The sequence below is a fragment of the Candidatus Rokuibacteriota bacterium genome, from assembly GCA_030647435.1.
Taxonomy (GTDB): domain Bacteria; phylum Methylomirabilota; class Methylomirabilia; order Rokubacteriales; family CSP1-6; genus AR37.
In genome coordinates this window covers 1-22270 of the sequence record JAUSJX010000056.1, presented here as the reverse complement: position 1 = coordinate 22270, position 22270 = coordinate 1, and the positions used below count along the sequence as shown (strand labels likewise).

General features: G+C 69.6%; 19 protein-coding genes and 1 riboswitch. Of the genes, 17 read left to right on the top strand and 2 right to left on the bottom strand.

Features of this window, described 5'->3' with window-relative positions:
• The first annotated feature begins 95 nt into the window (after nucleotides 1–95).
• From Q7W02_10195 to Q7W02_10125, 15 genes are all read left to right on the top strand, one after another.
• The gene (locus tag Q7W02_10195; GenBank protein MDO8476546.1) at nucleotides 96–2282 is read left to right on the top strand and encodes a 3'-5' exonuclease; all 2187 of its coding nucleotides are present in this window, start codon (nucleotides 96–98) and stop codon (nucleotides 2280–2282) included.
• Between the two features lie 109 nt (nucleotides 2283–2391).
• Complete coding sequence (gene gatC / locus Q7W02_10190) at nucleotides 2392–2703, top strand: Asp-tRNA(Asn)/Glu-tRNA(Gln) amidotransferase subunit GatC (GenBank protein MDO8476545.1); 312 nt, start codon at nucleotides 2392–2394, stop codon at nucleotides 2701–2703.
• Between the two features lie 4 nt (nucleotides 2704–2707).
• Complete coding sequence (gatA, locus tag Q7W02_10185) at nucleotides 2708–4168, top strand: Asp-tRNA(Asn)/Glu-tRNA(Gln) amidotransferase subunit GatA (protein MDO8476544.1); 1461 nt, start codon at nucleotides 2708–2710, stop codon at nucleotides 4166–4168.
• Entirely contained in the window at nucleotides 4165–5616 is a 1452-nt protein-coding gene (gatB, locus tag Q7W02_10180; protein MDO8476543.1) for an Asp-tRNA(Asn)/Glu-tRNA(Gln) amidotransferase subunit GatB, read from the top strand. The genes gatA and gatB overlap by 4 nt, the downstream gene beginning before the upstream one ends.
• 27 nt (nucleotides 5617–5643) lie before the next feature.
• Nucleotides 5644–6315, top strand: coding sequence for an ATP-binding cassette domain-containing protein (locus Q7W02_10175; protein MDO8476542.1), 672 nt, complete (start codon nucleotides 5644–5646; stop codon nucleotides 6313–6315).
• Between the two features lie 21 nt (nucleotides 6316–6336).
• Complete coding sequence (locus Q7W02_10170) at nucleotides 6337–7221, top strand: permease-like cell division protein FtsX (protein MDO8476541.1); 885 nt, start codon at nucleotides 6337–6339, stop codon at nucleotides 7219–7221.
• Nucleotides 7221–8444, top strand: coding sequence for a peptidoglycan DD-metalloendopeptidase family protein (locus Q7W02_10165; GenBank protein MDO8476540.1), 1224 nt, complete (start codon nucleotides 7221–7223; stop codon nucleotides 8442–8444). Before Q7W02_10170 ends, Q7W02_10165 begins: the two co-directional genes overlap by 1 nt.
• A gap of 30 nt (nucleotides 8445–8474) precedes the next feature.
• Nucleotides 8475–9764, top strand: coding sequence for a S41 family peptidase (locus Q7W02_10160; GenBank protein MDO8476539.1), 1290 nt, complete (start codon nucleotides 8475–8477; stop codon nucleotides 9762–9764).
• A gap of 9 nt (nucleotides 9765–9773) precedes the next feature.
• Nucleotides 9774–10655: a divergent polysaccharide deacetylase family protein gene (locus Q7W02_10155; GenBank protein ID MDO8476538.1), complete on the top strand. Its 882-nt coding sequence runs from the start codon at nucleotides 9774–9776 to the stop codon at nucleotides 10653–10655.
• Between the two features lie 137 nt (nucleotides 10656–10792).
• On the top strand, nucleotides 10793–11797 hold the full coding sequence (gene tsaD, locus Q7W02_10150; GenBank protein MDO8476537.1) for a tRNA (adenosine(37)-N6)-threonylcarbamoyltransferase complex transferase subunit TsaD: 1005 nt from the start codon (nucleotides 10793–10795) through the stop codon (nucleotides 11795–11797).
• Nucleotides 11797–12879, top strand: a complete 1083-nt coding sequence (locus Q7W02_10145) for an ATP-binding protein (GenBank protein MDO8476536.1) — start codon at nucleotides 11797–11799, stop codon at nucleotides 12877–12879. Before tsaD ends, Q7W02_10145 begins: the two co-directional genes overlap by 1 nt.
• Nucleotides 12880–13017: 138 nt before the next feature.
• On the top strand, nucleotides 13018–14454 hold the full coding sequence (locus Q7W02_10140) for a sigma-54 dependent transcriptional regulator (protein ID MDO8476535.1): 1437 nt from the start codon (nucleotides 13018–13020) through the stop codon (nucleotides 14452–14454).
• Between the two features lie 255 nt (nucleotides 14455–14709).
• Nucleotides 14710–16155, top strand: coding sequence for an ABC transporter substrate-binding protein (locus Q7W02_10135; protein ID MDO8476534.1), 1446 nt, complete (start codon nucleotides 14710–14712; stop codon nucleotides 16153–16155).
• A complete protein-coding gene (locus tag Q7W02_10130) occupies nucleotides 16155–17153 on the top strand; it encodes a uroporphyrinogen decarboxylase family protein (protein MDO8476533.1) in 999 nt (332 codons plus the stop codon). Before Q7W02_10135 ends, Q7W02_10130 begins: the two co-directional genes overlap by 1 nt.
• A gap of 23 nt (nucleotides 17154–17176) precedes the next feature.
• Nucleotides 17177–17698, top strand: coding sequence for a hypothetical protein (locus tag Q7W02_10125; protein ID MDO8476532.1), 522 nt, complete (start codon nucleotides 17177–17179; stop codon nucleotides 17696–17698).
• 51 nt (nucleotides 17699–17749) lie between these two features.
• Here Q7W02_10125 and thiC read toward each other — a convergent pair whose 3' ends face one another.
• Nucleotides 17750–19381, bottom strand: a complete 1632-nt coding sequence (gene thiC / locus Q7W02_10120; protein ID MDO8476531.1) for a phosphomethylpyrimidine synthase ThiC — start codon at nucleotides 19379–19381, stop codon at nucleotides 17750–17752.
• Nucleotides 19370–19483, bottom strand: a riboswitch (TPP riboswitch). It overlaps the preceding gene by 12 nt.
• A gap of 48 nt (nucleotides 19484–19531) precedes the next feature.
• The gene (locus tag Q7W02_10115; protein ID MDO8476530.1) at nucleotides 19532–19930 is read right to left on the bottom strand and encodes a pyridoxamine 5'-phosphate oxidase family protein; all 399 of its coding nucleotides are present in this window, start codon (nucleotides 19928–19930) and stop codon (nucleotides 19532–19534) included.
• 56 nt (nucleotides 19931–19986) lie between these two features.
• Here Q7W02_10115 and Q7W02_10110 point away from each other — a divergent pair, with 56 nt between their 5' ends.
• Nucleotides 19987–21198 carry an LLM class flavin-dependent oxidoreductase gene (locus tag Q7W02_10110; protein ID MDO8476529.1) on the top strand — a complete coding sequence of 404 codons (1212 nt, stop codon included), beginning with the start codon at nucleotides 19987–19989 and terminating at the stop codon, nucleotides 21196–21198.
• Nucleotides 21195–21983, top strand: coding sequence for an alpha/beta hydrolase (locus Q7W02_10105; GenBank protein MDO8476528.1), 789 nt, complete (start codon nucleotides 21195–21197; stop codon nucleotides 21981–21983). Before Q7W02_10110 ends, Q7W02_10105 begins: the two co-directional genes overlap by 4 nt.
• Nucleotides 21984–22270: the final 287 nt, after the last annotated feature.

Below are 22270 nucleotides of genomic sequence, written 5' to 3'. Positions count from 1 at the left end.
GCTGGGTTGATCTGGCTCGCAACTTGACCCAGTACGCACGCCCGAGCTGAGCCGCTGTGGGATGACGCGGCGCCGCTGTGATATCGTACATATCCATGCTGCGGTCCGCCGTCGCCCCGGAGACAGTTCTCGCCTCGCTCAATCCCGCCCAGCAGCAGGCCGTCCAGGCGACCAAGGGCCCGGTGCTGGTGCTGGCCGGCGCCGGAAGCGGCAAGACGCGCGTCATCGCCCACCGGATCGCGTGGCTCCTCGGCGTCGAGGGCGTCCATCCGCGCCACGTGCTTGCCGTGACCTTCACCAACAGGGCCGCGGGAGAGATGCGGCGCCGGGTCGAGGACCTCGTCCTGCCGGCCGGGATCCGCCCGCCGCTCATCGCCACGTTCCACTCGACCTGCGTGCGCATCCTGCGCGAGCGCGCGACGCTGGTCGGGCTTACGCCGTCCTTCGTCATCTACGACGAGGAGGATCGGCTCACGCTGGTCAAGGAGGCCATGCGCGAGCTCGACATGGACGAGCGGCAGCAGACGCCCGCCTCCATCGTCCACCGCATCAGCCACGCCAAGAACCAGATGCTGTCCGTGGAAGAAGCCGAGCGCCTCGCCCGTACGCCCCGCGAGGAGCGCATCGCGACGCTCTACCGGAGATACGAAGAGAAGCTGCGGGCGGCGGGCGGCGCCGACTTCGACGACCTCCTGCTCCTGGTCGTGCGGCTCTTCGAGACGTCCCGCGAGGCGCTCGCCTGGTACCGCGCGCTCTGGACCCACGTGCTGGTGGACGAGTACCAGGACACCAACCGCGCCCAGTACCGCATCATCCAGCTCCTGACCCAGGAGCACAGGAACCTCTGCGTCGTCGGCGACCCCGACCAGTCCGTGTACCGCTGGCGCGGGGCCGACCTGCGCAACATCCTCGACTTCGAGAAGGACTTCCCCGACTGCCTCGTGGTGCCGCTCGAGCAGAACTACCGCTCGACCAAGCGCATCCTCGACATCGCCTCGGCGGTCATCGCGAACAACCGCGCGCGCCGGGACAAGCGCCTCTGGACGGAGAACGACGAAGGCGAGCGGGCGCAGGTCTACCGCGCCTGGGACGAGAACGAGGAGGCGGGCTGGGTGGCGCAGACGGTCCGGTCCCTGCACGGCCAGGGCCTGGACTACGACGACGTGGCGTTGTTCTACCGGACCAACGCCCAGTCGCGCGTGCTCGAAGACGCGCTCCGGCGCGCGAGCATTCCCTACGTCATCGTGGGCGGCGTTCGCTTCTACGAGCGGCGCGAGATCAAGGACGTGATCGCCTACCTGCGTCTCGCGGTCAACCCGGCGGACAACGTCGCCTTCCGCCGAGCCGTCGCGGCGCCCAGCCGCGGCATCGGCAAGGCCACGCTCGACCGCCTGTCCGAGGCCGCGCGGGGGCGCGGGATCCCGCTCTTGGCGGCCTGCGCGGCGCTACCCGCCGACGTGACGCCCAAGGCGCGCCGCGCCCTCGAAGACTTTGCGCGGCTCCTTGCCCGCCTGGCCGAGCGGCGGGCGACCATGACCGTGCCGGCGCTCATCGACCTAGTGGCGGGCAGCTCCGGCTACCGCGATGCCCTCAAGGCGCAGCGGACGGCCGAGGCCGACGCGCGGCTCGAGAACATCGAAGAGTTGGTGGCGGCCTCCGAGGAGTTCGTCGTCGCCCAGGAGGCGGCGGGCGCCGAGGGCGCGCCGCTCGAAGCCTTCCTCGACTCGATCGCTCTCGTGGCTGACGTGGATTCCCTCGACGACACGGACGAAGGCGTCACGCTCATGACGCTTCACTCGGCCAAGGGGCTCGAGTTCCCAGCGGTCTTCCTCACCGGGTTGGAGGAGGGCGTCTTCCCGCACTCGCGCTCCATGAACGACGCCGAGGAGCTCGAGGAGGAGCGCCGGCTCTTCTACGTCGGCGTCACGCGGGCGGAACAGCGGCTGTGGCTCTCCTACGCCCTCCACAGGCGCATCCAGGGCTATGGCGCGGGGGAGCCATCGCGTTTTCTGTTGGAAGTTCCGGAGGCGCAGCTCGTGCTACTCAACGCGTCGCGGCCCTCGCCTACCGTGCCGCGCGCGGCGGCGGCAAGCCTGCCGGCGGTGGTGGAGGACCCCGACCTGCCATTCCGCGTCGGCGCGAAGCTCCGCCACGCGCGCTGGGGCGAGGGGCTCCTGGTCGGCATCCAGAGAGAAGGCAGCGACGTCATCGCCACCGTCCACTTCGCCAGCGTCGGCCGCAAGCGCCTCTCCCTCCAATACGCGCACTTGGAGGAGATCTAGGGATGTCTGCGGACGGGGGGAGTACGGGGGCCAGATTGTGGGCGTCCGCTCGCCTCGCCGGCGGCTGCAGCTCGCCAGGCGGGCCCCCGTTACCGGAGGAGCTGTAGTTATGGCCGAGCCGAAGATCACGATGAAGGAAGTGGACCACGTGGCCCGTTTGGCGCGCCTGGCGCTCTCGGCGGCCGAGAAGGAGCGCATGCGCCGCGAGCTCGACGGCATCCTGTCCTATATCGACAAGCTCCGGGCGCTCCGCACCGAGGGCGTGCCGCCGACCTCCCACGCCGTGCCCATGACCAACGTGATGCGCGAGGACGTGCCCGCGCCGTCGCTGCCGCAGGCCGAGATGCTGGCGAACGCGCCCGACCGGAGCGGCGAGTTCTTCCGCGTGCCCCGAATCATCGAAGAGTCCATCGAAGAGTAAAGGGATGCTGACCGACCTCACGATCCACGAATTGGGCGCGCGCTTCCGGCGGGGAGACGCGACGCCTACGCAGGCCGCGCGGGAGTATCTCGCGCGCATCGCGGCGCTCGATCCCACGGTGAAGGCGTACCTGACCGTCACGGGCGATGCCGCGCTCGCCAGGGCGGCGGAGGCGGACGCGCGCTTCAAGTCCGGCGCGCCCCTCGGCCCGCTCGATGGCGTCCCGCTCGGCGTCAAGGACGTGTTCTGCACGCGGGGCGTGCGGACCACCTGCGGCTCGAAGATCCTCGAGGGATTCGTGCCGCCCTACGATGCGACGGTCGTCGCCAGGCTCCTCGGAGCCGGCGCGGTCATCCTGGGCAAGCTCAACATGGACGAGTTCGCCATGGGCTCCTCCACGGAGAACTCGGCCTATTTCACGACGCGCAACCCGTGGGATCTCTCGCGGGTGCCCGGCGGGTCTTCCGGAGGCTCGGCGGCCGCCGTGGCCGCCGACCTCGCGGCGGCGACGCTCGGCACCGACACGGGCGGCTCCATCCGCCAGCCCGCGGCCTTCTGCGGCAACGTCGGCCTCAAGCCGACCTACGGGCGCGTCTCGCGCTTCGGCCTCGTCGCCTTCGCGTCGTCCCTCGACCAGGTCGGCCCGTTCGCCAAGGACGTCCTGGACGCCGCGCTGATGCTCCAGGCGATAGCGGGCCACGACCCCCTGGACTCGACCTCGGCCGCGATCCCGGTGCCGGACTACGCGGCGGAGCTCGGGCTGGGTGTCCAGGGCCTGAAGGTCGGGATTCCCGCGGAGTATTTCATCGAGGGACTGGACGCGGAAGTCGAAGCGGCGGTGCGGGCGGCCATCGAGACGTTGAAGGGCCTTGGGGCGAAGACCGAGAGCATCTCGCTGCCGCATACCGAGTACGGCCTCGCCGCGTACTACCTGATCGCGCCGGCCGAGTGCTCCTCCAACCTCGCGCGCTACGACGGGGTCAAGTACGGCCTGCGCGTCCCCGGCGCGCGCGATCTCATCGACATGTACAGCCGGACGCGCGGGGTGGGGTTCGGCGCCGAGGTCAAGCGGCGCGTCATGCTCGGCACGTACGCGCTCTCCGCCGGCTACTACGACGCCTACTACGGCAAGGCGCAGAAGGTGCGCACGCTCGTCCAGCGCGATTTCCAGAAAGCCTTCGAGCGCGTGGACGTGATCGTGGCCCCGACCACGCCGAGCGTCGCGTTCAAGATCGGCGAGAAGGAAGACCCGCTCTCCATGTACCTCAACGACGTGTTCACCATTCCCGTCAACCTCGCGGGGCTGCCGGGGCTGTCCGTGCCGGCGGGCTTCACGAAGGCGGGGCTGCCGATCGGGCTCCAGGTCATCGGCAAGGCCTTCGACGAGGCGATGCTGCTGCGCACGGCCAGGGCGTACGAGGCGGCCACCACGTGGCGGGAGAGAAAGCCGGAGCTCGCCGCATGAGCGGGGCGTACGACGTCGTCATCGGCCTCGAGGTCCACGCGCAGCTCCTGACGCGGAGTAAGATGTTCTGCGGCTGCTCGACGGTCTTCGGCGCGCCGCCCAATACCCAGACCTGCCCCGTCTGCCAGGGCATGCCGGGGACGCTGCCGGTCATCAACCGGCGGGCGGTCGAGTTCGGGATCAAGACCTCGCTGGCGATCGACTGCATCGTGAACGCGGACAACCGCTTCGCGCGCAAGCACTACTACTACCCGGACATGCCGAAGAACTACCAGATCACCCAGTACGAGGAGCCGCTGGCGGAACACGGCCATCTCGACATCGAGGTGGACGGCGCCGCGCGCCGGATCGGCATCGAGCGCCTCCACCTCGAGGAGGACGTCGGCAAGCTCATCCACGAGGGCAGCCTCGAGACGGCGCAGTCGAGCCGGGTGGACTTCAACCGCGCCGGTGTGCCGCTCATGGAGATCGTCTCCAAGCCGGACATCCGCACCTCCGAGGAGGCGGGCGCCTACCTGCGGCGGCTCCGGGCCATCGTCGTCTACCTGGGTGTCTGCGACGGCAACATGGAAGAAGGGTCCATGCGCTGCGACGCCAACATCTCGCTGAAGCGGGCCGGGGCGACCCCGCTCGGGACCAAGGTTGAGGTCAAGAACATGAACTCCTTCCGGAACGTCCAGCACGCTCTCGAGTACGAGATCAAGCGGCAGGGCCGCGCGCTCGACGCCGGGGAGCGGATCGTGCCGGAGACGCGCCTCTGGGACCCCGACAAGGGGCAGACGGTCTCCATGCGCTCGAAGGAGTTCGCCCACGACTACCGCTTCTTCCCCGAGCCCGACCTTCCGCCTCTCAACGTCGAGGCGCGCTGGATCGAGGCCGTGCGCGCCACGCTGCCCGAGCTGCCGGCCGCCCGTCGCGTGCGCTTCATGCGGGCCCACGCGCTCACCGCCTACGACGCAGACCTTCTGACCGGGAGCCGCGCGCTGGCCGACTACTTCGAGGCCGCCGTCGCCCAATGCGGCAAGCCGAAGGCCGTTGCCAACTGGATCCTCAACGAGCTGCTTCGCGAGCTGCCCGGCGACGACGAGCGCGCGGTCGCGGCCTGCGCCATTTCGCCCGGTAATCTCGCGGGCCTCATCACGCTCATCGAGGACGGGACCATCAGCGGCAAGATCGCCAAGGACGTCTTCGAGAAGATGTACCGCTCGGGTGAGGATGCGCGGACTATCGTCAGCCGCGAGGGCCTGACCCAGGTCGCCGACGCGGGCGCGCTCGGCGCCGTCGTGGACGGGGTCCTGGCCGAGCACGCCAAGGTCGCCCTAGACTACAAGGCCGGCAAGAAGGCCGCCTTGGGTTTCCTCGTCGGGCAGGTCATGAAGGCGACGGCGGGCAAGGCAAGCCCCGGTGTCGTAAACTCCCTCCTGGCCGAAAAACTATCGAAACTCTGAAGGGTTAGATAGAATGGACGGAGCCCCATGATACGGCTCCACCGTGTCTGCAAGGTCTTCGAAAGCGGGCCGATGAAGCTGCCGGCCCTCAGCGACATCTCGTTCGCCGTCGAGAAGGGCGAGTTCGTCGTCCTCTCGGGCGCCAGCGGGGCCGGCAAGACGACGCTCCTTCGCCTCCTCTACGCCGACGAGCAGGTCTCGGACGGCGAGATCGAGGTCGCCGGCTTCGACCTCACGGCGCTGCGCCGCCGGGAAGTCCCGCTCCTCCGGCGCTCGCTCGGCATCGTCTTCCAGGACGCCAAGCTCCTCTCGGGCCGCACCGTCTTCGAGAACATCGCCTTCGTCCTGCGCGTCCTGGGCACCGCGCGCCGCGACATCACGCCACGGGCCTTCCAGGCGCTCAAGGCCGTCGGCCTGTCCTCGCGAGCCCAGGCCTATCCGGCCCAGCTCTCCCAGGGCGAGGCCCAGCGGGCCGCCCTTGCGCGGGCGATCGTGAAGTCCCCGGCGCTCCTGCTGGCCGACGAGCCCACGGGCAACCTGGACGAGGCGATGGCGGGCGAGATCCTCGACCTGATCAAGGACATCTCGAGCCGCGGCACCACGGTGCTGTTCGCGACTCACCAGGCGCGATTGGCCGCTCAGCTCAAGCGCCGGACCCTGAGGCTCGAAGGCGGCGTCTTGGTCAAGGACGAGGGATGAGCCCCAGATGCTGAGCCCCAGATGCTGAGCTTCATCGTCAGCGAGGCCCTCGTGGACCTCCGGCGCGCGGGCCGGGTCGGCGTCAGCGCCATCCTGCTCATCACCCTCTCGCTGACGGCGCTGGGCGGCTTCTGGCTGCTGTCCTTGAACCTCGGGCGGGCCGTCGGGCAGTGGCGCGACCGCGTCAGGGTGGTGGTCTTTCTTCGGGAAGAGCCGTCGACCGCCGCGCTCGCCGACCTTACCCGTCGCGTCGAAGCGCTCGACGGCGTCCAGCGCGTGCGCTACGTCGGGAAGGCCGAGGCGCTCCGCTCGCTGCGCCAGTCGCTCGGCTCCCAGGCCGGCGTCGTCGATCACCTGCCGCGCAACCCGCTGCCGGCCTCGCTCGAGGTGACGCCGGCCGAAGGCTCCACGACTCCTGAGGCTACTCGCGCGCTCGCCGGTCGGCTCGCCGCCTTCCCCGAGGCCGAGGAAGTCCAGGGCGGCGCGGAATGGGTCGAGGGCCTCGCCCGCTGGCAGCGTCTCTTCCAGATCGTAGGCCTCGCCGTGGGAGCCGTGCTGGCGCTGGCCGCCATCCTGACGGTGACGACCGCGACCACGCTGGTCCTGCACGCCCGCCGCGCGGAGACGGAGATCATGCGGCTCGTCGGCGCGAGCGAATCCGTCATCCGGCTCCCGCAGCTCCTGCAGGGCATGGTCCAGGGGCTGCTCGGCGCCGTCGTCGCGCTGGCTCTGCTCGAGGCGGCCTATGCCGTCGGGGCGCCACGGCTCGAGCCGCTGCTGCAGCTGACCTTGGGCCTGGCCCGCGCGGCCTTTCTCTCGCTGCTGCAGATCCTGTTCCTGATCGCGGGCGGCGCCCTCCTGGGCGCGCTGGGCGGCCTCTTGGCCCGCGGCCGGGTGACGGTGTGATGCGCGCCTCCCGGTCCGCGCCGGCGCTCCTGTTTCTCGTGCTGGCTCTCGCGTTGCCTGCGACGGGACAGCAGAAGAAGGACGGCGCGGACCTCAACGAGAAGGAGCGCGCGCTCCAGCAGGCGCAGAAGCGCCTCAAGGAGGAGCGCACCAAGGCTGCGGAGGCGCGCAAGCGCGAAGCCGGCATCCTCTCAGAGCTCGAGACGATCGACCGGCGGCTGAACGACAAGCGCAAGCAGGTCGCGCTGCTCGACGGGCGGATCAGGCGCACCCAGGCCGAGATGGGCGATCTCCAGCGCGATATCACCCGCCTCGAGAACATGCGCTCGGGACAGGAAGACGCCATGGCGCAGCGCCTGCGCGCGATGTACCGGATGCAGGTCCAGGGTGGGGCGCTGCCCGTCCTCCTCTCGGGCGACGACCCGGTCGCCCAAGCCGTGCGCCTTCGTCACCTGACCACGCTCGCGACGGTGGACGCCCGGATGATTCGAGAGTATCGTGTAACTTCCGAGGGTTTGGCGGACAGGAAGGGCAGGCTGGAGGCCCGCCGCGGGGAGATGTCGGCCCTCCGGACCGAGGCGGAGGGCGAGCGGGCCGAGGCGGACCGCGAGGCGGCCAAGCGGCGGGCCCTCCTCGCGCGGGTCAGGAACGAGCGGGTCTACCACGACCGGATGGTCGGGGAGCTTAGCGAGGCCACGCGGCGCCTGGAAGCCTTCATCCGGAACCTCCAGGAGAAGCGGCGGGTCGCGAAGGTCCCGCCGCCCTCTTCGAAGCCGCCGAAGGCGATGCCCGGTGAGGTCACGCCGGGAGTGGGGCTGGGGGCGATGCGCGGGCGGCTGGAGTGGCCCGCGCCGGGGCGGGTTGTCGAGGAGTACGGCACGCGCGTCAACCCGCGTTTCGGGACGAAGACGTTCCGAAACGGGATCGACATCGACGCCGCCGAGGGGGCGGGCGTCCACGTCGTCTTCCCGGGCCACGTGCTCTACACGGGCTGGTTCCGGGGGTACGGGAACCTGATCATCGTGGACCACGGCAGCGAGTACTACACGCTCTACGCTCACGTCGCCGACATGAAGGTGGCCGAGGGGGACGACGTCAGACAGGGACAGGTGATCGGCACGGTCGGGGACACGGGCTCACTCCAGGGGCCGCGCCTCTATTTCGAGGTGCGCTACCAGGGAAAGCCCCAGGACCCCGCTCAATGGCTCAGGCCCCGAGGGTAGGGGACAAATAGCAGGACCAAGGAGACCACGATGGGCTCGCTTCGGCACGTGAAGAAGGCGGTAATGATCGCGGCGGTCCTGCTCCTGCTCACCCTGTCGCTGGGCGGCGGGGTGGCCAGCAAGAGCAACGAGCAGGCGGCGACCTACGAGAACCTGCGCCTCTTCACGGAGGTGCTGTCGATCATCCAGAGCCAGTACGTCGACGAGCTGCCGCCCAAGGAGATCATCTACAGCGCCATCAAGGGCACGCTCCGGGGCCTCGACGCGCACTCCTCCTTCCTCGACTCCGAGATGTACCGCGAGATGCAGGTGGAGACCTCGGGCAGCTTCGGGGGCCTGGGGATCGAGATCACGCTGCGTGACGACGTCCTCACCGTCGTCACCCCCATCGAGGGCACGCCCGCCTACCGCGCCGGCGTCCAGCCCGGCGACCGCATCGTGAAGATCGAAGGCATCTCGACCAAGGACATGCAGCTGACCGACGCCGTCAAGCGCATGCGCGGCAAGCCGGGCAGCAAGATCGTCATCAGCCTGATCCGCGAGGGGTGGACGGAGCCGAAGGATTTCACGATCACCCGCGAGCAGATCCGGGTCCAGTCCGTCAAGAGCGCCGAACTCGAGCCCGGCATCGAGTACATCAGGCTGCGCCAGTTCCAGGAGCAGACGGGCACTGACATCGAGACGGCGCTCGAGAAGTACTCCAAGGGCAAGAAGATCCAGGGGCTGGTGCTCGACCTGCGCAACAACCCGGGCGGGCTCCTGACGTCGTCCGTCGAGGTGAGCGAGAAGTTCCTCGAGCCCGGCAAGCTGATCGTCTACACCGAGGGGCGCGTGCGGAACCAGAACATGCGCTTCCAGGCGAGCGGCAAGCGCGTCTACTCGGACTTCCCCATCGTCATCCTCGTCAACCAGGGCAGCGCCTCGGCCTCCGAGATCGTGGCGGGGGCGCTCCAGGACTGGGGGCGCGCGGTGGTGCTGGGGACGCAGAGCTTCGGCAAGGGCTCCGTGCAGACGATCATCCCGCTTTCCGACGGCTCGGGGCTCAGGCTCACGACCGCGAAGTACTACACGCCCAAGGGCCGCTCCATCCACGGCAAGGGCATCACGCCGGACATCATCGTCGAGGCGCCCAAGCCCGCCGCGGGCCAGACGCCCGAGGTGCAGCCGCAGCAGCCGCCGCTCGACGAGCAGGCGCGTCTCATGGACCAGCTCAAGCGCGACCCGCAGCTGCAGCGCGCGCTCGACCTGCTCAAGGGGATGAAGATCCTGGACAAGACGACCCGTCCGGCGGGCGCGCCGGCGCAGACCTCGGCGCGCTGATCTGGCGGCATGCCGGCGCGAGTCTGGACGGCTCTCGCCGGTCTCATCGCGGTCCTGCTGGTCGCGGTGGTGGGGCTCGACCAGTGGCAGTCCCGGCGCGGCGCGGCGAGCCTGTTCGGCCTGCCGTGGTGGTCGTCGCCGGCTCCCGCAACGCCCTCCCGGGCTCCGGCAGCCCCAAGGCCGCGGGACCCGCTGCCGGCGCCCCCGGCGCCGCCGGTCCCGGTCAGCGCGCCACGCGTGGCCGTCATCGTCGATGATCTGGGCGCACGGCGGGACGTCTTCGATCCGCTCCGCGACATACGGCGGCCGCTGACCGTGGCCATCCTGCCGGGCCTGCCGCTGTCGGGGTGGACGGCGCGCGAAGCCGCGCAGGCGGGGATGGAGGTCATCCTCGACCTTCCCATGGAGCCGTACCGCTTCCCCGAAGTGGATCCGGGCCCGGGCGCGCTGCTGATGGCGATGGGCCCGCAGGAGCTGCAGGCGCAGGTCGGCGCGCATCTGGCGAGCGTGCCGGGCGCCGTGGGCGTGACCAACCACATGGGCTCGCGGATGACCGAGGATAGGACACGCATGCGCACGGTGCTGGAGGTGCTGGCGGGGCGGCGCCTCTTCCTGGTGGACGGGCTCGCCAGCAACCTCTCCGTTGCCTACGACGAGGCCAAGGCGCTGGGGCTGCGCGCCGGGCGGCGGCAGATCGTGGTCGACCACGCGGCCGGAGAGGCCGGCGACCGCGTGAGGTGGGACGAGGTCGCCTGGTGGGCGGAGCACCGCGGCGAGGTGATCATCATCGCGCACGGGCATCCGCTGACGGCGCGGCTCCTGCGCGAGTACGTCCCGCGCTGGGAGGCCCGCGGCATCCGTCTCGTCCCCGTCTCCCAGCTGGCCAAGTAGTTGACTTTCGAGCTGAGACGATGCCCGCTGTTCGAGCTGAGAGGCGGCCGTGGCCGCCGCGAGGCGAGAGCTGGGTCAATCCCGCAGGCGTGGCGGTTCGAGCCGAAGGGCGAAGCCGTGAGGCGAGGGCTGAGTAAATCATGATTGTGCTGGGCATCGAGACCTCCTGCGACGAGACCGCCGCCGCCGTGCTCGACAGCGGACGCAAGGTGCTCTCGAGCGTCGTCCTTTCCCAGGACGAGGTCCACGCCCCCTACGGCGGCGTGGTGCCCGAGCTCGCCTCGCGCCGCCACCTCGAGGTGGTCGTTCCCGTCATCCGCCGCGCGCTGGCCGAGGCCGGCCTGGGGCTGCGCGATCTGGACGGCGTCGCCGTGACCCAGGGGCCCGGGCTCGTCGGCTCGCTCCTTGTCGGCTGCTCGGCGGCCAAGGCGCTGGCGTGGGTGCACGGCACGCCGCTCGTCGGCGTCAACCACCTCGAGGGGCACATCTACGCCGCCTTCCTCGAGGACCGCGCCCCCGACTACCCGTTTCTCGCCCTCGTCGTCTCGGGCGGTCACACGGCGCTGTACGTCGCGGAGGCGCCGCGGCGCTACGCCCGGGTCGGGCAGACGCGTGACGACGCCGCGGGCGAGGCCTTCGACAAGGTCGCCAAGCTCCTGGGCCTGGGCTATCCGGGAGGCCCCGCCATCGAGCGCGCGGCCCGCGGCGGGGACGCCGCCGCCATCCGCTTTCCCACGGCCAACATGACCGACGGCGCCCTGGACTTCTCCTTCAGCGGGATCAAGACGGCGGTGTCCCTGCACGTTCGCCGCGCCGGAAGCCTGTCGCCAAATCAGGTGGCGGACGTCGCCGCGTCCTTCCAGGCGACCGTGGTCAAGATGCTCGTCCGACAGACGCTCCACGCCGGGCAGCGGCTCGGCACCCGGCGCGTGGTCCTGACGGGCGGCGTCGCCGCCAACACGGAGCTGCGAGGAGCGCTCGAGGGTGGGTGCGTCGATCGCGGCTGGGAGCTCCTGGTTCCCTCCCGACGGCTCTGCACCGACAATGCGGCGATGATCGCCGCCGCGGGCAACGACCGGCTCGAGGCGGGCGAGCGCGCGCCGCTGACCATGAACGCCGTCCCCGACATGGCGTTGGCCTGATGGCCTCCCTGGACTACGAGGCGCTGGTGAGGGGGCTGCCGGACGCGCTCGTCGGCGTGGACGCCGATCTCCGGATCATCCTGTGGAACCCGGCGGCGGAGGATCTCCTCGGCCGTTCCGCGCGGCGCGTGACCGGCCGCGCCCTCAAGGAGGTCTTCCCGCCCGAAACCTCCCTCGTGCGCCATCTGACAGACACGCTCGTCACCGGCGAGAGCCGTTCCGAGTCCTCCGCCGTGATCGAGGGTCCCGACGGCCGCCCCGTGCACGTGAGCCTGGTGACGGCGCCGCTGGCCGGCCGGAGCGGGGCGGTCACCTCCGCCGTCGCTGTCGTGCGCGACATCTCGCGCGTCCGCCAGCTCGAGTCCGAGGTGCGCCGCGGCGAGACCCTGGCCGCGGCGGGGCAGATGGCCGTCGGGCTCGCCCACGAGATCCGCAACCCGCTCTCGGCCATCCGCGGCGCCGTGCAGCTCATGCAGCGCGAGCTCGGGGACGAGGCGCGCTGGGGCGAGTACACGGCGGTGCTTCTCAAGGAGGTGACCCGGGTCAACAGCATCATCGAGATGTTGCTGGACCTCGGGCGCCCGGTCACGCTCCGCGCCGTGCCGCTCAATGTCCACCAGCTCCTCGAGCGCGTAGCCCTGCTGCTCGAGGAGGAGGCGACCTCGCTCGGCATCCAGTTCGTCCGGCGCTACGACCCCAGCCTGCCGCCCATCCTGGCCGACGAAGACCGCATCGTGCAGGTCTTCCACAACCTCGTGCGAAATGCCATCGAGGCCATGCCCGGTGGGGGACGTCTCACGCTCGTCACGCGCCTGTCCATGAACCCGCTCTTCGCCAAGGTGGACCTGGGTCAGGGCCAGAAGAGCCTCGCCGAGATCCAGATCGCCGACGAGGGGCAGGGCATACCCGAGGCCACCCGCGACAAGCTCTTCACGCCGTTCTTCACCACCAAGGACCGGGGCATGGGCCTGGGTCTGGCCCTTTGCCACCGCATCGTCGAAGAGCACAAGGGCGCCATACAGGTCACGAGCGAACCGGGGCGCGGCACGGCCGTCTCCTGCTTCCTGCCCATCGCGCGATAGCAGGGCGAGCCGCAGGACGTCGCGGGGCTGGGGCCCCGCCGTCCGAGGCGAGCGAAATCCAGGACCGAGCTGCAGGACGTCGCGGGGCTGGGGCCCCGCCGTCCGAGGCGAGCGAAATCCAGGAGAACGCACGGTACTATGGCAACCATGGCCGAAGGGCGCATCCTCATCGCCGACGACGAAGACGGGCTCCGCTGGGTGCTCGAGAAGGGCTTCCGCGGGGCCGGCTACCAGGTCACCGCGGTCAAGGACGGCACCGCCGCCCTCCGGGAGGCCGAGGCGCAGCCCTTCGACCTGATCCTGCTGGACATCCGCATGCCGGGCATGGACGGCCTGACCCTCCTCGGCCACGTGCGCGGCAAGCGCCCCGATGCCCAGGTCGTGATCATGACCGCCCACGGCACCGTCGAGACGGCCATACAGGCCATGCAGAAGGGCGCCTACGACTACCTCGCCAAGCCCTTCGACATCGACGAGGCCCTGCTCCTGGCCGAGCGTGCCCTGCTGGCCCGGCGCCTGTCGCTTGAGGTGACGTCCCTCAAGACCGGGCTCAGGGAGGTCTGGGAGTTCGGGGCGCTCGTCGGCCGGCACCCGACCATGCAGGAGGTCTACAAGACGATCGGCCGCGTCGCGGCGACCGATGTCTCCGTGCTCCTCCGCGGCGAGTCGGGAACGGGGAAGGAGGTCGTGGCGCGGGCGCTGCACCACTACAGCCGGCGGGCCGGCCGGCCTTTCGTCGGCATCTCGGCCGCGGCCATTCCGGCGACCTTGCTCGAGTCCGAGCTCTTCGGCCACGAGAAGGGCGCGTTCACCGACGCCAAGGAGCGGCGGCTCGGCAAGCTCGAGCTGGCGCACGGCGGCACGGTCTTCTTCGACGAGATCGGCGACATGCCGCCGGAGCTGCAGGTGAAACTCTTGCGGGCGCTTCAGGAGCGGACCTTCGAGCGCGTCGGCGGCCACGAGCTGATCCGCATGGACGTGCGCGTGCTCGCGGCCACTCACCGTGATCTCGAAGCGATGATGAAGTCGGGGAAGTTCCGCGAGGACCTCTTCTACCGGCTCAACGTCGTGAGCCTCTCGCTGCCCGCGCTGCGCGAGCGCCGGGGTGACATCCCGCTCCTGGTCGAGCACTTCCTCTCCAAGTATTCCGAGACGCTCGGCGAGCGCGTGGTCGTGCCCGAGGCAATGGACCGGCTCGCCGGCTACGAATGGCCGGGCAATGTCCGCGAGCTCGAGAACGTGATCCAGCGCGCCATGGTGATGGCCTCGGGCGGCGTCATTCTGCCCGAGCACCTGCCGATCGGCCCCGTCTCCGCCGCTGCCGGCGTGGCCGCCGACGCCTCGCTGGAGCAGATCATCGAGAGGAAGATGGCCGACTGCGTGCGAGGCCTGCGGGGCCACGCCTCGGCGAACCTGCACAGCCTCATGGTCGGCCTCGTTGAAAAGCCCCTTCTGCGCGCGGTCATGCGCGAGACCAAGGGCAACCAGGTCCGAGCCGCCCAGCTGCTCGGCATCAACCGCAACACGCTCAGGAAGAAACTCAAGGAGCACGGCATCGACCCCGACGCGGCGTAACCGGGCTGCTGAAAAGAGCCCATCTACTTCGTTGGCGCCCTCGGCAGCAGGCTCAACGTGGCCGGGCCACGCCTCGCCTGCTGCCTTCGGGCGCCGCCTCGTATCTGGACCCTTTTGAGCAGCCCTATCCGGGCAGGCCAAACTGGAGATCGAATGCGTTTGAGCTCTTCGCTTCGTCTCGCCGTTGCCGTCACCCTTGTTCTGGTGTTCGCCGCGGTCTCGAATCCGGGGGTTGGTCGGGCGGCGGAGGGCACGATGACCTGGGGCGTCCACGTCTCGCTCACGCCCGCCTTCTTCGATCCGGCGGACGCCACCGGGACGGCGCTGCCGCTCATGGTGTACTACGCGGTCCACGACGCGCTCGTGCGGCCGCTGCCCGGCACGCGGATGGGCGCGGCGCTCGCGCAGTCGTGGTCACGGAGCGCGGACGGGCTCAGCTACGAGTTCGTGCTGCGGAAGGGCGCCAAGTTTCAGAACGGTGATCCCGTGACCGCAGAGGACGTCAAGTTCTCCTTCGAGCGCTACCGCGGCGCCAGCGCCGGCCTGCTCAAGGCGAAGGTGGCGGCCGTGGAGATCGCCGACCCGCTTCGCGTGCGCTTCCGCCTCAAGCAGCCCTGGCCCGACTTCATGACCTTCTACGGGACGCCCGCCACGGGCGCGGCGTGGATAGTGCCGAAGAAGTACGTCGAGCGAGTGGGCGACGAGGGCTTCAAGCGGGCCCCGGTGGGCGCGGGCCCGTACCGGCTCGTCTCGTTCAAGCCGGGCATCGAGCTCGTGCTCGAGGCCTTCAACGGCTACTGGCGCAAGGCGCCGGCCATCAAGACCCTCGTGTTCAAGGTCATCCCGGACGATGCGACCCGGCTGGCGGCCCTCAAGACGGGAGAGGTGGACGTCGCCTACGGGTTCTCGGGCGCGCTCGCGGAAGAGGTCCGGCGCACGCCCGGTCTCGCGCTCAAGGCGGCGAAGATCCCTGTGACGAACTGGCTCGTCTTCGCCGACCAGACGGATCCCAAGTCGCCGTGGCACGACAGGCGGGTGCGGCTGGCGGCAAACCTCGCCATCAACCGCGTGGCCATCAACACCGCGGGCTATCTCGGCCTCGGCACGATCTCGGCGAGCTTCATCCCGCACAGCCTCGAGTACTTCTGGCAGCCCCCGCTCTATCCCTACGACCCGAAGCGCGCACGCGCGCTGCTCGCCGAGGCCGGCTATCCCAACGGCTTCGACGCGGGCGATCTCAGCAGCGAGCCCTTCGCCGGCACCGGCATCGGCGAGCCCGTGGTCAACGATCTCACCGCGGCCGGCATTCGCGTGCGCCTGCGCCTGCTCGAGCGCGCGGCCTTCCTCAAGCAGTTCGGTGACAAGACGCTCAAGAACATCATCCTCGCGGGCAGCGGCGCGCCCGGCAACGCCGCGACGCGGCTCGAGCAGTACGCCGTCACGGGCGGGCTCTACGCCTACGGCAGCTACCCCGAGGTGGACGGCCTCTTCAACGCGCAGGCCAACGAGGGCAACCCCCGCGCGCGCCGCCAGATCCTCCAGAAGATGCAGCAGATCATCCACGAGCGCGTCATGTTCGGGCCCGTGATCGAGTACGCGTATCTGGTCTCGATCGGTCCGCGGGTCGCCGTCGACGGCGTCAACGCCCTGCCCGACGACCCGTACACGGCGCCCTACGAGGACCTGAGGCTGAAACCCTGATGACGACGAAGCGCGAGCGGGTCCTCGCGGCGCTCCGCGGCGAGCCCGTCGACCGCGTCCCCATCGCCTTCTGGCTGCACAACTTTGCCGCGGAGAACACGGCCGAGGGCCTGGCCGGGGAGACGCTGCGCCTCGCCAAGACCTTCGACTGGGACTACCTCAAGCCGCAGTCGCGGGCGCAGTGCTTCGCCGAGATGTGGGGACTCCAGTACCGGGCCTCGCGCGAGCGCTCGGTGCCCTTCACGGTGACTCACGCGCCCGTCGGCAACGCGGCCGGTCTCGCCTCGCTCGAGCCCGCCGATCCCCTCGCGGGCGCCTTCGGCGAGCAGCTGGCCGCGCTCAGGCTGATACGCGCGGCAGTCGGCCCGGATACGCCGATCATCTGGACCGTGTTCTCGCCGCTCATGGTCATGCCGTTCCTCATGACGGGCGGCCGCGAGCAGACGCTCTCGCTGCTGCGTGCCGCTCCCACGGCCCTCGAGCACGCCCTCGACGCCGTCGCCGTGACGCTTCGTGCCTTTGCTGACGCCTGCCTCGACGCGGGAGCCGACGGGCTCTTTTACGCGACGAACCTCGCCACTCGCTCCCTCATGACCGCCGCCGAGTGCCGGCGCTTCCAGCGCCCGTACGACCTGCGGGTTCTCACTGCCGTCGAGCGCGCGCCCTTCAACCTGCTCCACGTCTGCGGCGAGGGCGCGCTTTTCGACGAGTTCCTTGACTATCCGGTGACGGCATTCTCCTGGGCGACGGTGCCCGGAAACCCGACGCTGGCCGAAGGCCAGCTCAAGACGGGGCGGGCGGTCGTCGGTGGATTTCCCGGCAAGCCGGACATCGCGGGGTTCACAGGTCCTGCGCTGGCGGGCCGCGCGAGGAGCGCGATCGCCGAGACAGGCGGCCGCCGGCTCCTGCTGGGACCGGACTGCTCGATCAACCCCGACACGCCCGAGCCGCTCCTCCACGCGGCCGGGGCTGCTGCGCGCGAGCCACGGCCAGCCTGAGCGTCTTCGTAGCGCTCGCAGCCTTGGCCCTCGCCGCGGGAGCGGCGGGCGCCGAGGAGCCTTCCGCCCTGCCTACCGCGCTCACGGAGGCGATCAAGCGCCTCCACCCGGCCGCCGGCGTGGTGAGCGCCGACGAGATCCTGGAGGAGCGCTGCGGGGCGGGACAGCGGCGCGAGCAGCTCTTCCGCGCGGACTTCAACGGTGACGGCCGGCAGGACTACGCGGCGCTCCTCCGGCTCGGCGAGCCCGCAGGAAAGCCGGGAGAGGCCTTGAGGACGGCGCCGCTCTGGGGAGTCGTCTTCCTCGCGAACCGGGACGGGCGCTATCGCCCCTTCATCCTGTTCAAGGATGGCGACGCGATGTTCCCCTCGCGGCGGGTGCTTTGGGTCCAGGCTCCGGGACCCGTGCGCCACGGCGCGCACCCCGAGCGCGTTCTCACGCTGAAGCACCCGGCGCTGGGCTCCATGCTGTGCGAGAGCACAGCCAAGGTCTTCTACTGGGTGAGCCTGCGGCAGACCTTCAGGGAGTACCTCACGAAGGACTGATCCCCCTCACCCTGCCCTCTCCCCCTCGGCGGGGGAGAGGGAAGAGTGGGGTCAGGGTTTCGGGACGTAGAGGCGGCTGCCGACCTTCTTGAACTCTTCCGCCTTCTCCCGCAGGCCCTGGGCGATGGCGGCGCTGTCGTCCGCGAGCCCCTGGGTCTTGGCGTATTCACGAACCTCCTGCGTGATCTTCATCGAGCAGAAGTGCGGCCCGCACATGGAGCAGAAGTGCGCCACCTTGGCGCCCTCGGCGGGCAGGGTCTCGTCGTGGAAGGAGCGCGCGGTCTCGGGATCGAGCGAGAGGTCGAACTGGTCCGCCCAGCGGAACTCGAAGCGCGCGCGCGACAGCGCATCGTCCCAGTCGCGCGCGCCGGGGTGGCCCTTGGCGAGGTCCGCGGCGTGGGCGGCGATCTTGTAGGCGATGACGCCGTCCTTGACGTCCTGCTTGTCGGGCAGTCCCAGGTGCTCCTTGGGCGTGACGTAGCAGAGCATGGCCGTGCCGTACCAGCCGATCATCGCAGCGCCGATGGCGGAGGTGATGTGATCGTAGCCGGGCGCGATATCCGTCGTGAGCGGCCCCAGAGTGTAGAACGGCGCCTCGTGGCACTTCTCGAGCTGCCGGTCCATGTTCTCCTTGATCAAGTGCATGGGCACGTGCCCGGGCCCCTCGATCATGACCTGGCAATCGTGCTCCCACGCGATCTTCGTCAGCTCACCCAGTGTGTCCAGCTCGGCGAACTGCGCCTCGTCGTTCGCGTCGGCCTGGCAACCGGGCCTGAGCCCGTCGCCCAGCGAGAAGGAGACGTCATAGGCCGCCATCAGCTCGCACATCTCCCTGAAGTGCGTGTAGAGGAAGCTCTCCTGATGGTGCGAGAGGCACCACTTGGCCATGATGGAGCCGCCGCGCGAGACGATGCCGGTCACGCGCTTCGCCGTCAGCGGGACGTAGCGGAGCAGGACACCCGCGTGGATCGTGAAGTAGTCCACGCCCTGCTCGGCCTGCTCGATCAAGGTGTCCCGGAAAATCTCCCAGGTCAGCTCCTCCGCTTTGCCGCCGACCTTCTCGAGGGCCTGGTAGATCGGCACGGTGCCGAGCGGCACCGGAGAGTTGCGGATGATCCACTCGCGGGTCTCGTGGATGTTCTTGCCCGTCGAGAGGTCCATGATGGTGTCGCCGCCCCACTTGGTCGCCCACGTCATCTTCTCCACTTCCTCCTCGATCGAGGAGGAGACGGCGGAGTTGCCGATGTTGGCGTTGATCTTCACCAGGAAGTTCCGGCCGATGATCATCGGCTCGGCTTCGGGGTGATTCACGTTGGCGGGGATGATGGCCCGCCCGCGCGCGACCTCGGAACGGACAAGCTCGGGCAAGCAGTTTTCGCGCAGCGCCACGAACTCCATCTCGGGCGTGATCACGCCCTTGCGCGCGTAGTGCATCTGGGTCACCACGCGCCCGGGCTTGGCTCGAAGGCCCCAGCGCCCGCCCGCCCCGGGCTCGACGTCGTCGCGCTCGAGGATCCAGTGGCGCCGGAGCGGCGGCAGTCCCTGCTTGAGGTCCACCGCGTGGTCGGGGTCGGTGTAGGGGCCGCTGGTGTCGTAGAGGCGGAGGGTCTCGCCGTTGGTCAGGGTGAGCGCGCGAACCGGCACGCGGATCGAGGGATTGGAGCCCGAGATGTAGGTCTTCATCTGGCCTCCCTTCGCTGGCATTACCCAGGTCAGGTTGTTAGCGGTCGGCAGCAGGTTCGCTGCCCTCTCAGCCCGGGGAACCGAGCTCCCGCGTGAGTACAGTGTGGGCATGTTACGGCCAAAGGGGAGGGCGGTCAAGCCGCCGTAGCCTCAGCGCGTCGTAGGCCGGATCCGGACGAGGACGCTGGTCTTGGCCAGGAGACCTTTGCGGATGTAGCGGCCCATCCAGAGCGGCACGAGGATCCAGTACTTGCGCCGATACGCCACCAGAATCGCCCCTTCCAGGTCGGGCCTATCGTCCACCCACTCGGCGTGCCCCTCGAAGGCGGGGCCGTCCTTCCTGCCGACGTTGACCATGACGCGCCCGCTGTTCCTGATGCGCTTCGCCTTGAGGCTCGCGCGCTGAGTCGTGAAGTACAGCGCGCCTTCGTGGAGCCAGCACCAGGTCGGCACGGTGCCGGGCTTGCCGGCCCGGCTGTAAGTCGTCAGGTAAATGTAGCGCGCGCCCTCGAGGCCGACCCTGAGCTCGGCTGTGAAGTGGCCGGTCATGATGTCGTGTCCAGTGGCGCTTGCGTCGGCACGGCGTCCATCCTACCATTGCGCAAATGAAGACCTGCTGGTTCCACCTGATGCCGTACCGGTTCCTGCCGGAGAACTTCGAGAACGACTACCGCTCGGTGTGGGTGGACGTGCCGCAGTCGCTCTACGACGGGCGCAAGGTCCACGGTCTCTACAACGAGTACCTGGACGAGCTCGAGCACGCCGAGCGCTTGGGCTTCGACGGCCTCTGCGTCAACGAGCACCACCAGAACGCCTACGGGCTCATGCCCTCGCCCAACCTGATGGCCGCCGCGTTGACCCGCCGGACATCCAAGGCGGCGCTCGTGGTGCTGGGCAACAGCTTGGCACTCTACAACCCGCCCGTGCGAGTGGCCGAGGAGTTCGCCATGCTCGACACGATCTCCGGCGGGCGGCTCGTGGCGGGCTTTCCCGTCGGGACTTCCATGGACACGAACTTCGGCTACGGCGTCAACCCGGCGACGCTCCGCGACCGCTACTACGAGGCGCACGACCTCGTCATGCAGGCGTGGACGCGGCCTGAGACCTTCGCGTTCAACGGGAAATACACGCAGCTCCGCTACGTCAACATCTGGCCGCGACCGCTCCAGCTGCCGCACCCGCCGGTGTGGATCCCGGGCGGCGGAAGCGTGGAAACCTGGGAGTGGACGGCGCGGCTCAACTACGTCTACTGCTACCTCTCCTACTACGGCTACAAGCGCGGCAAGACGACCATGGACGGCTTCTGGCAGGCCCTCGAGCGGCTGGGCGTGGACGACAACCCCTACCGCGCCGGGTTCCTGCAGCTCGTCTGCGTGTCCGAGACCGACGCGGCCGCCGAGCGCGAGTACTTCGAGCACGTCCACTACTTCTACCAGCGGTGCCTGCACGTGTGGGAAGGCTTCGCCGAGGCGCCCGGCTACCGGACGCTCAAGACGCTGCAGGCGGGCGTCCGGTCGCAGGTCGGCGACCAGGCGCGGAAGATCCGGCAGTCGCTCGACTGGAAGAAGTATGTCAACGAGGGCTATATCATCGCGGGCAGCCCGGCGACCGTGCGCGAGCAGCTCGCGGACTGCGTCCAGAAGCTCCGCGTCGGCCACCTCATGGTGCTGCTGCAGATCGGCAGCATGCCCAAGGAGCTCGTGTTCAAGAACACCGAGCTCTTCGGCAAGGAAGTCCTGCCGTACATGCGCGATACCTGGAAGGGCTACGAGGACCACTGGTGGCCTTCGGGGGCCGGCAACGGAGACGCCGCATGACGCCGCGCGAGCAGGTCGTCCAGATCCGCGGCGGCGCGGTCCGCTTTCGCGTCCTCACGGCCGGCAGCGGGCCCGACCTCGTCTGGTTCCACTCCTTCCACGACCGGAGCGCGTGGCCGCCGTTCCTCGACAGGCTGGCGCAGCGCTTCACCGTCCACGCGCCCTTTCACCCCGGCGTCCAGGGTTCGGAGGGCGTCGAGTCCGTGGACGACGTGGTGGACCTGGCGCTCGCCTACGACGAGCTCATGGGCGCCCTCGGCATCGCCTCGGCGTATCTCGCCGGCCATTTCTTCGGCGGGATGGCCGCGGCCGAGCTCGCCTCGATCTGCCACGGACGCGCGAAGAAGGTCGTGCTCATCTCGCCGCTCGGGCTCTGGCTCGACGCCAAGCCGGTCGCCGACGTCGTGATCCTGCCCGCGGCCGAGCTGCGCGCCGTCCTGTGGACGGATCCCGAGTCGCCTGCAGCGCGGGAGTGGGCGACGCTGCCCCAGACGGAAGAGGAGAACGTGGCGGCGCAGATCGAGCAGATCCAGCGGCTCTCGGCCATGGGCAAGTTCGTCTGGCCCATCCCCGACAAGGGGCTCAAGAAACGGCTGCATCGCCTGTCGGCGCCGACGCTCATCCTGTGGGGCGAGGCCGACCGCGCCAACCCGCCCGCGTACGCGGAGGAGTTCGCGCGGCTCATTCGCGCCGCCGCGGTCCGTAGGATTCCGGGCGGTCACATGCTCCACCTCGAGTCCCCTGACGCGGTGGCGGACGCCGCCGCGCACTTCCTCTCGTCTTAGACCGGAATATGCGTGGACACATACGCCACCCTCACCCCGACCCTCTCCCTCTCCGAGGGAGAGGGAGCTGTTTCGATTCCCTCGCCCCCGGAGGGGGAGAGGGCAGGGTGAGGGGGTGCATCGGACGCGGAACACTCGTTCGTGAATAGCGGTCGTATGCCGCTCCGCGGCCGGAGATCGGAAAGTAACATTGTGCGAGGACGGGGGATCGGTTAGGGTGCCCGCGGATGTGTCGGGTCGAGAAGGCCGACCGTTCAATGGTGCGCCGTGCCCGTCGAATAGCGTGG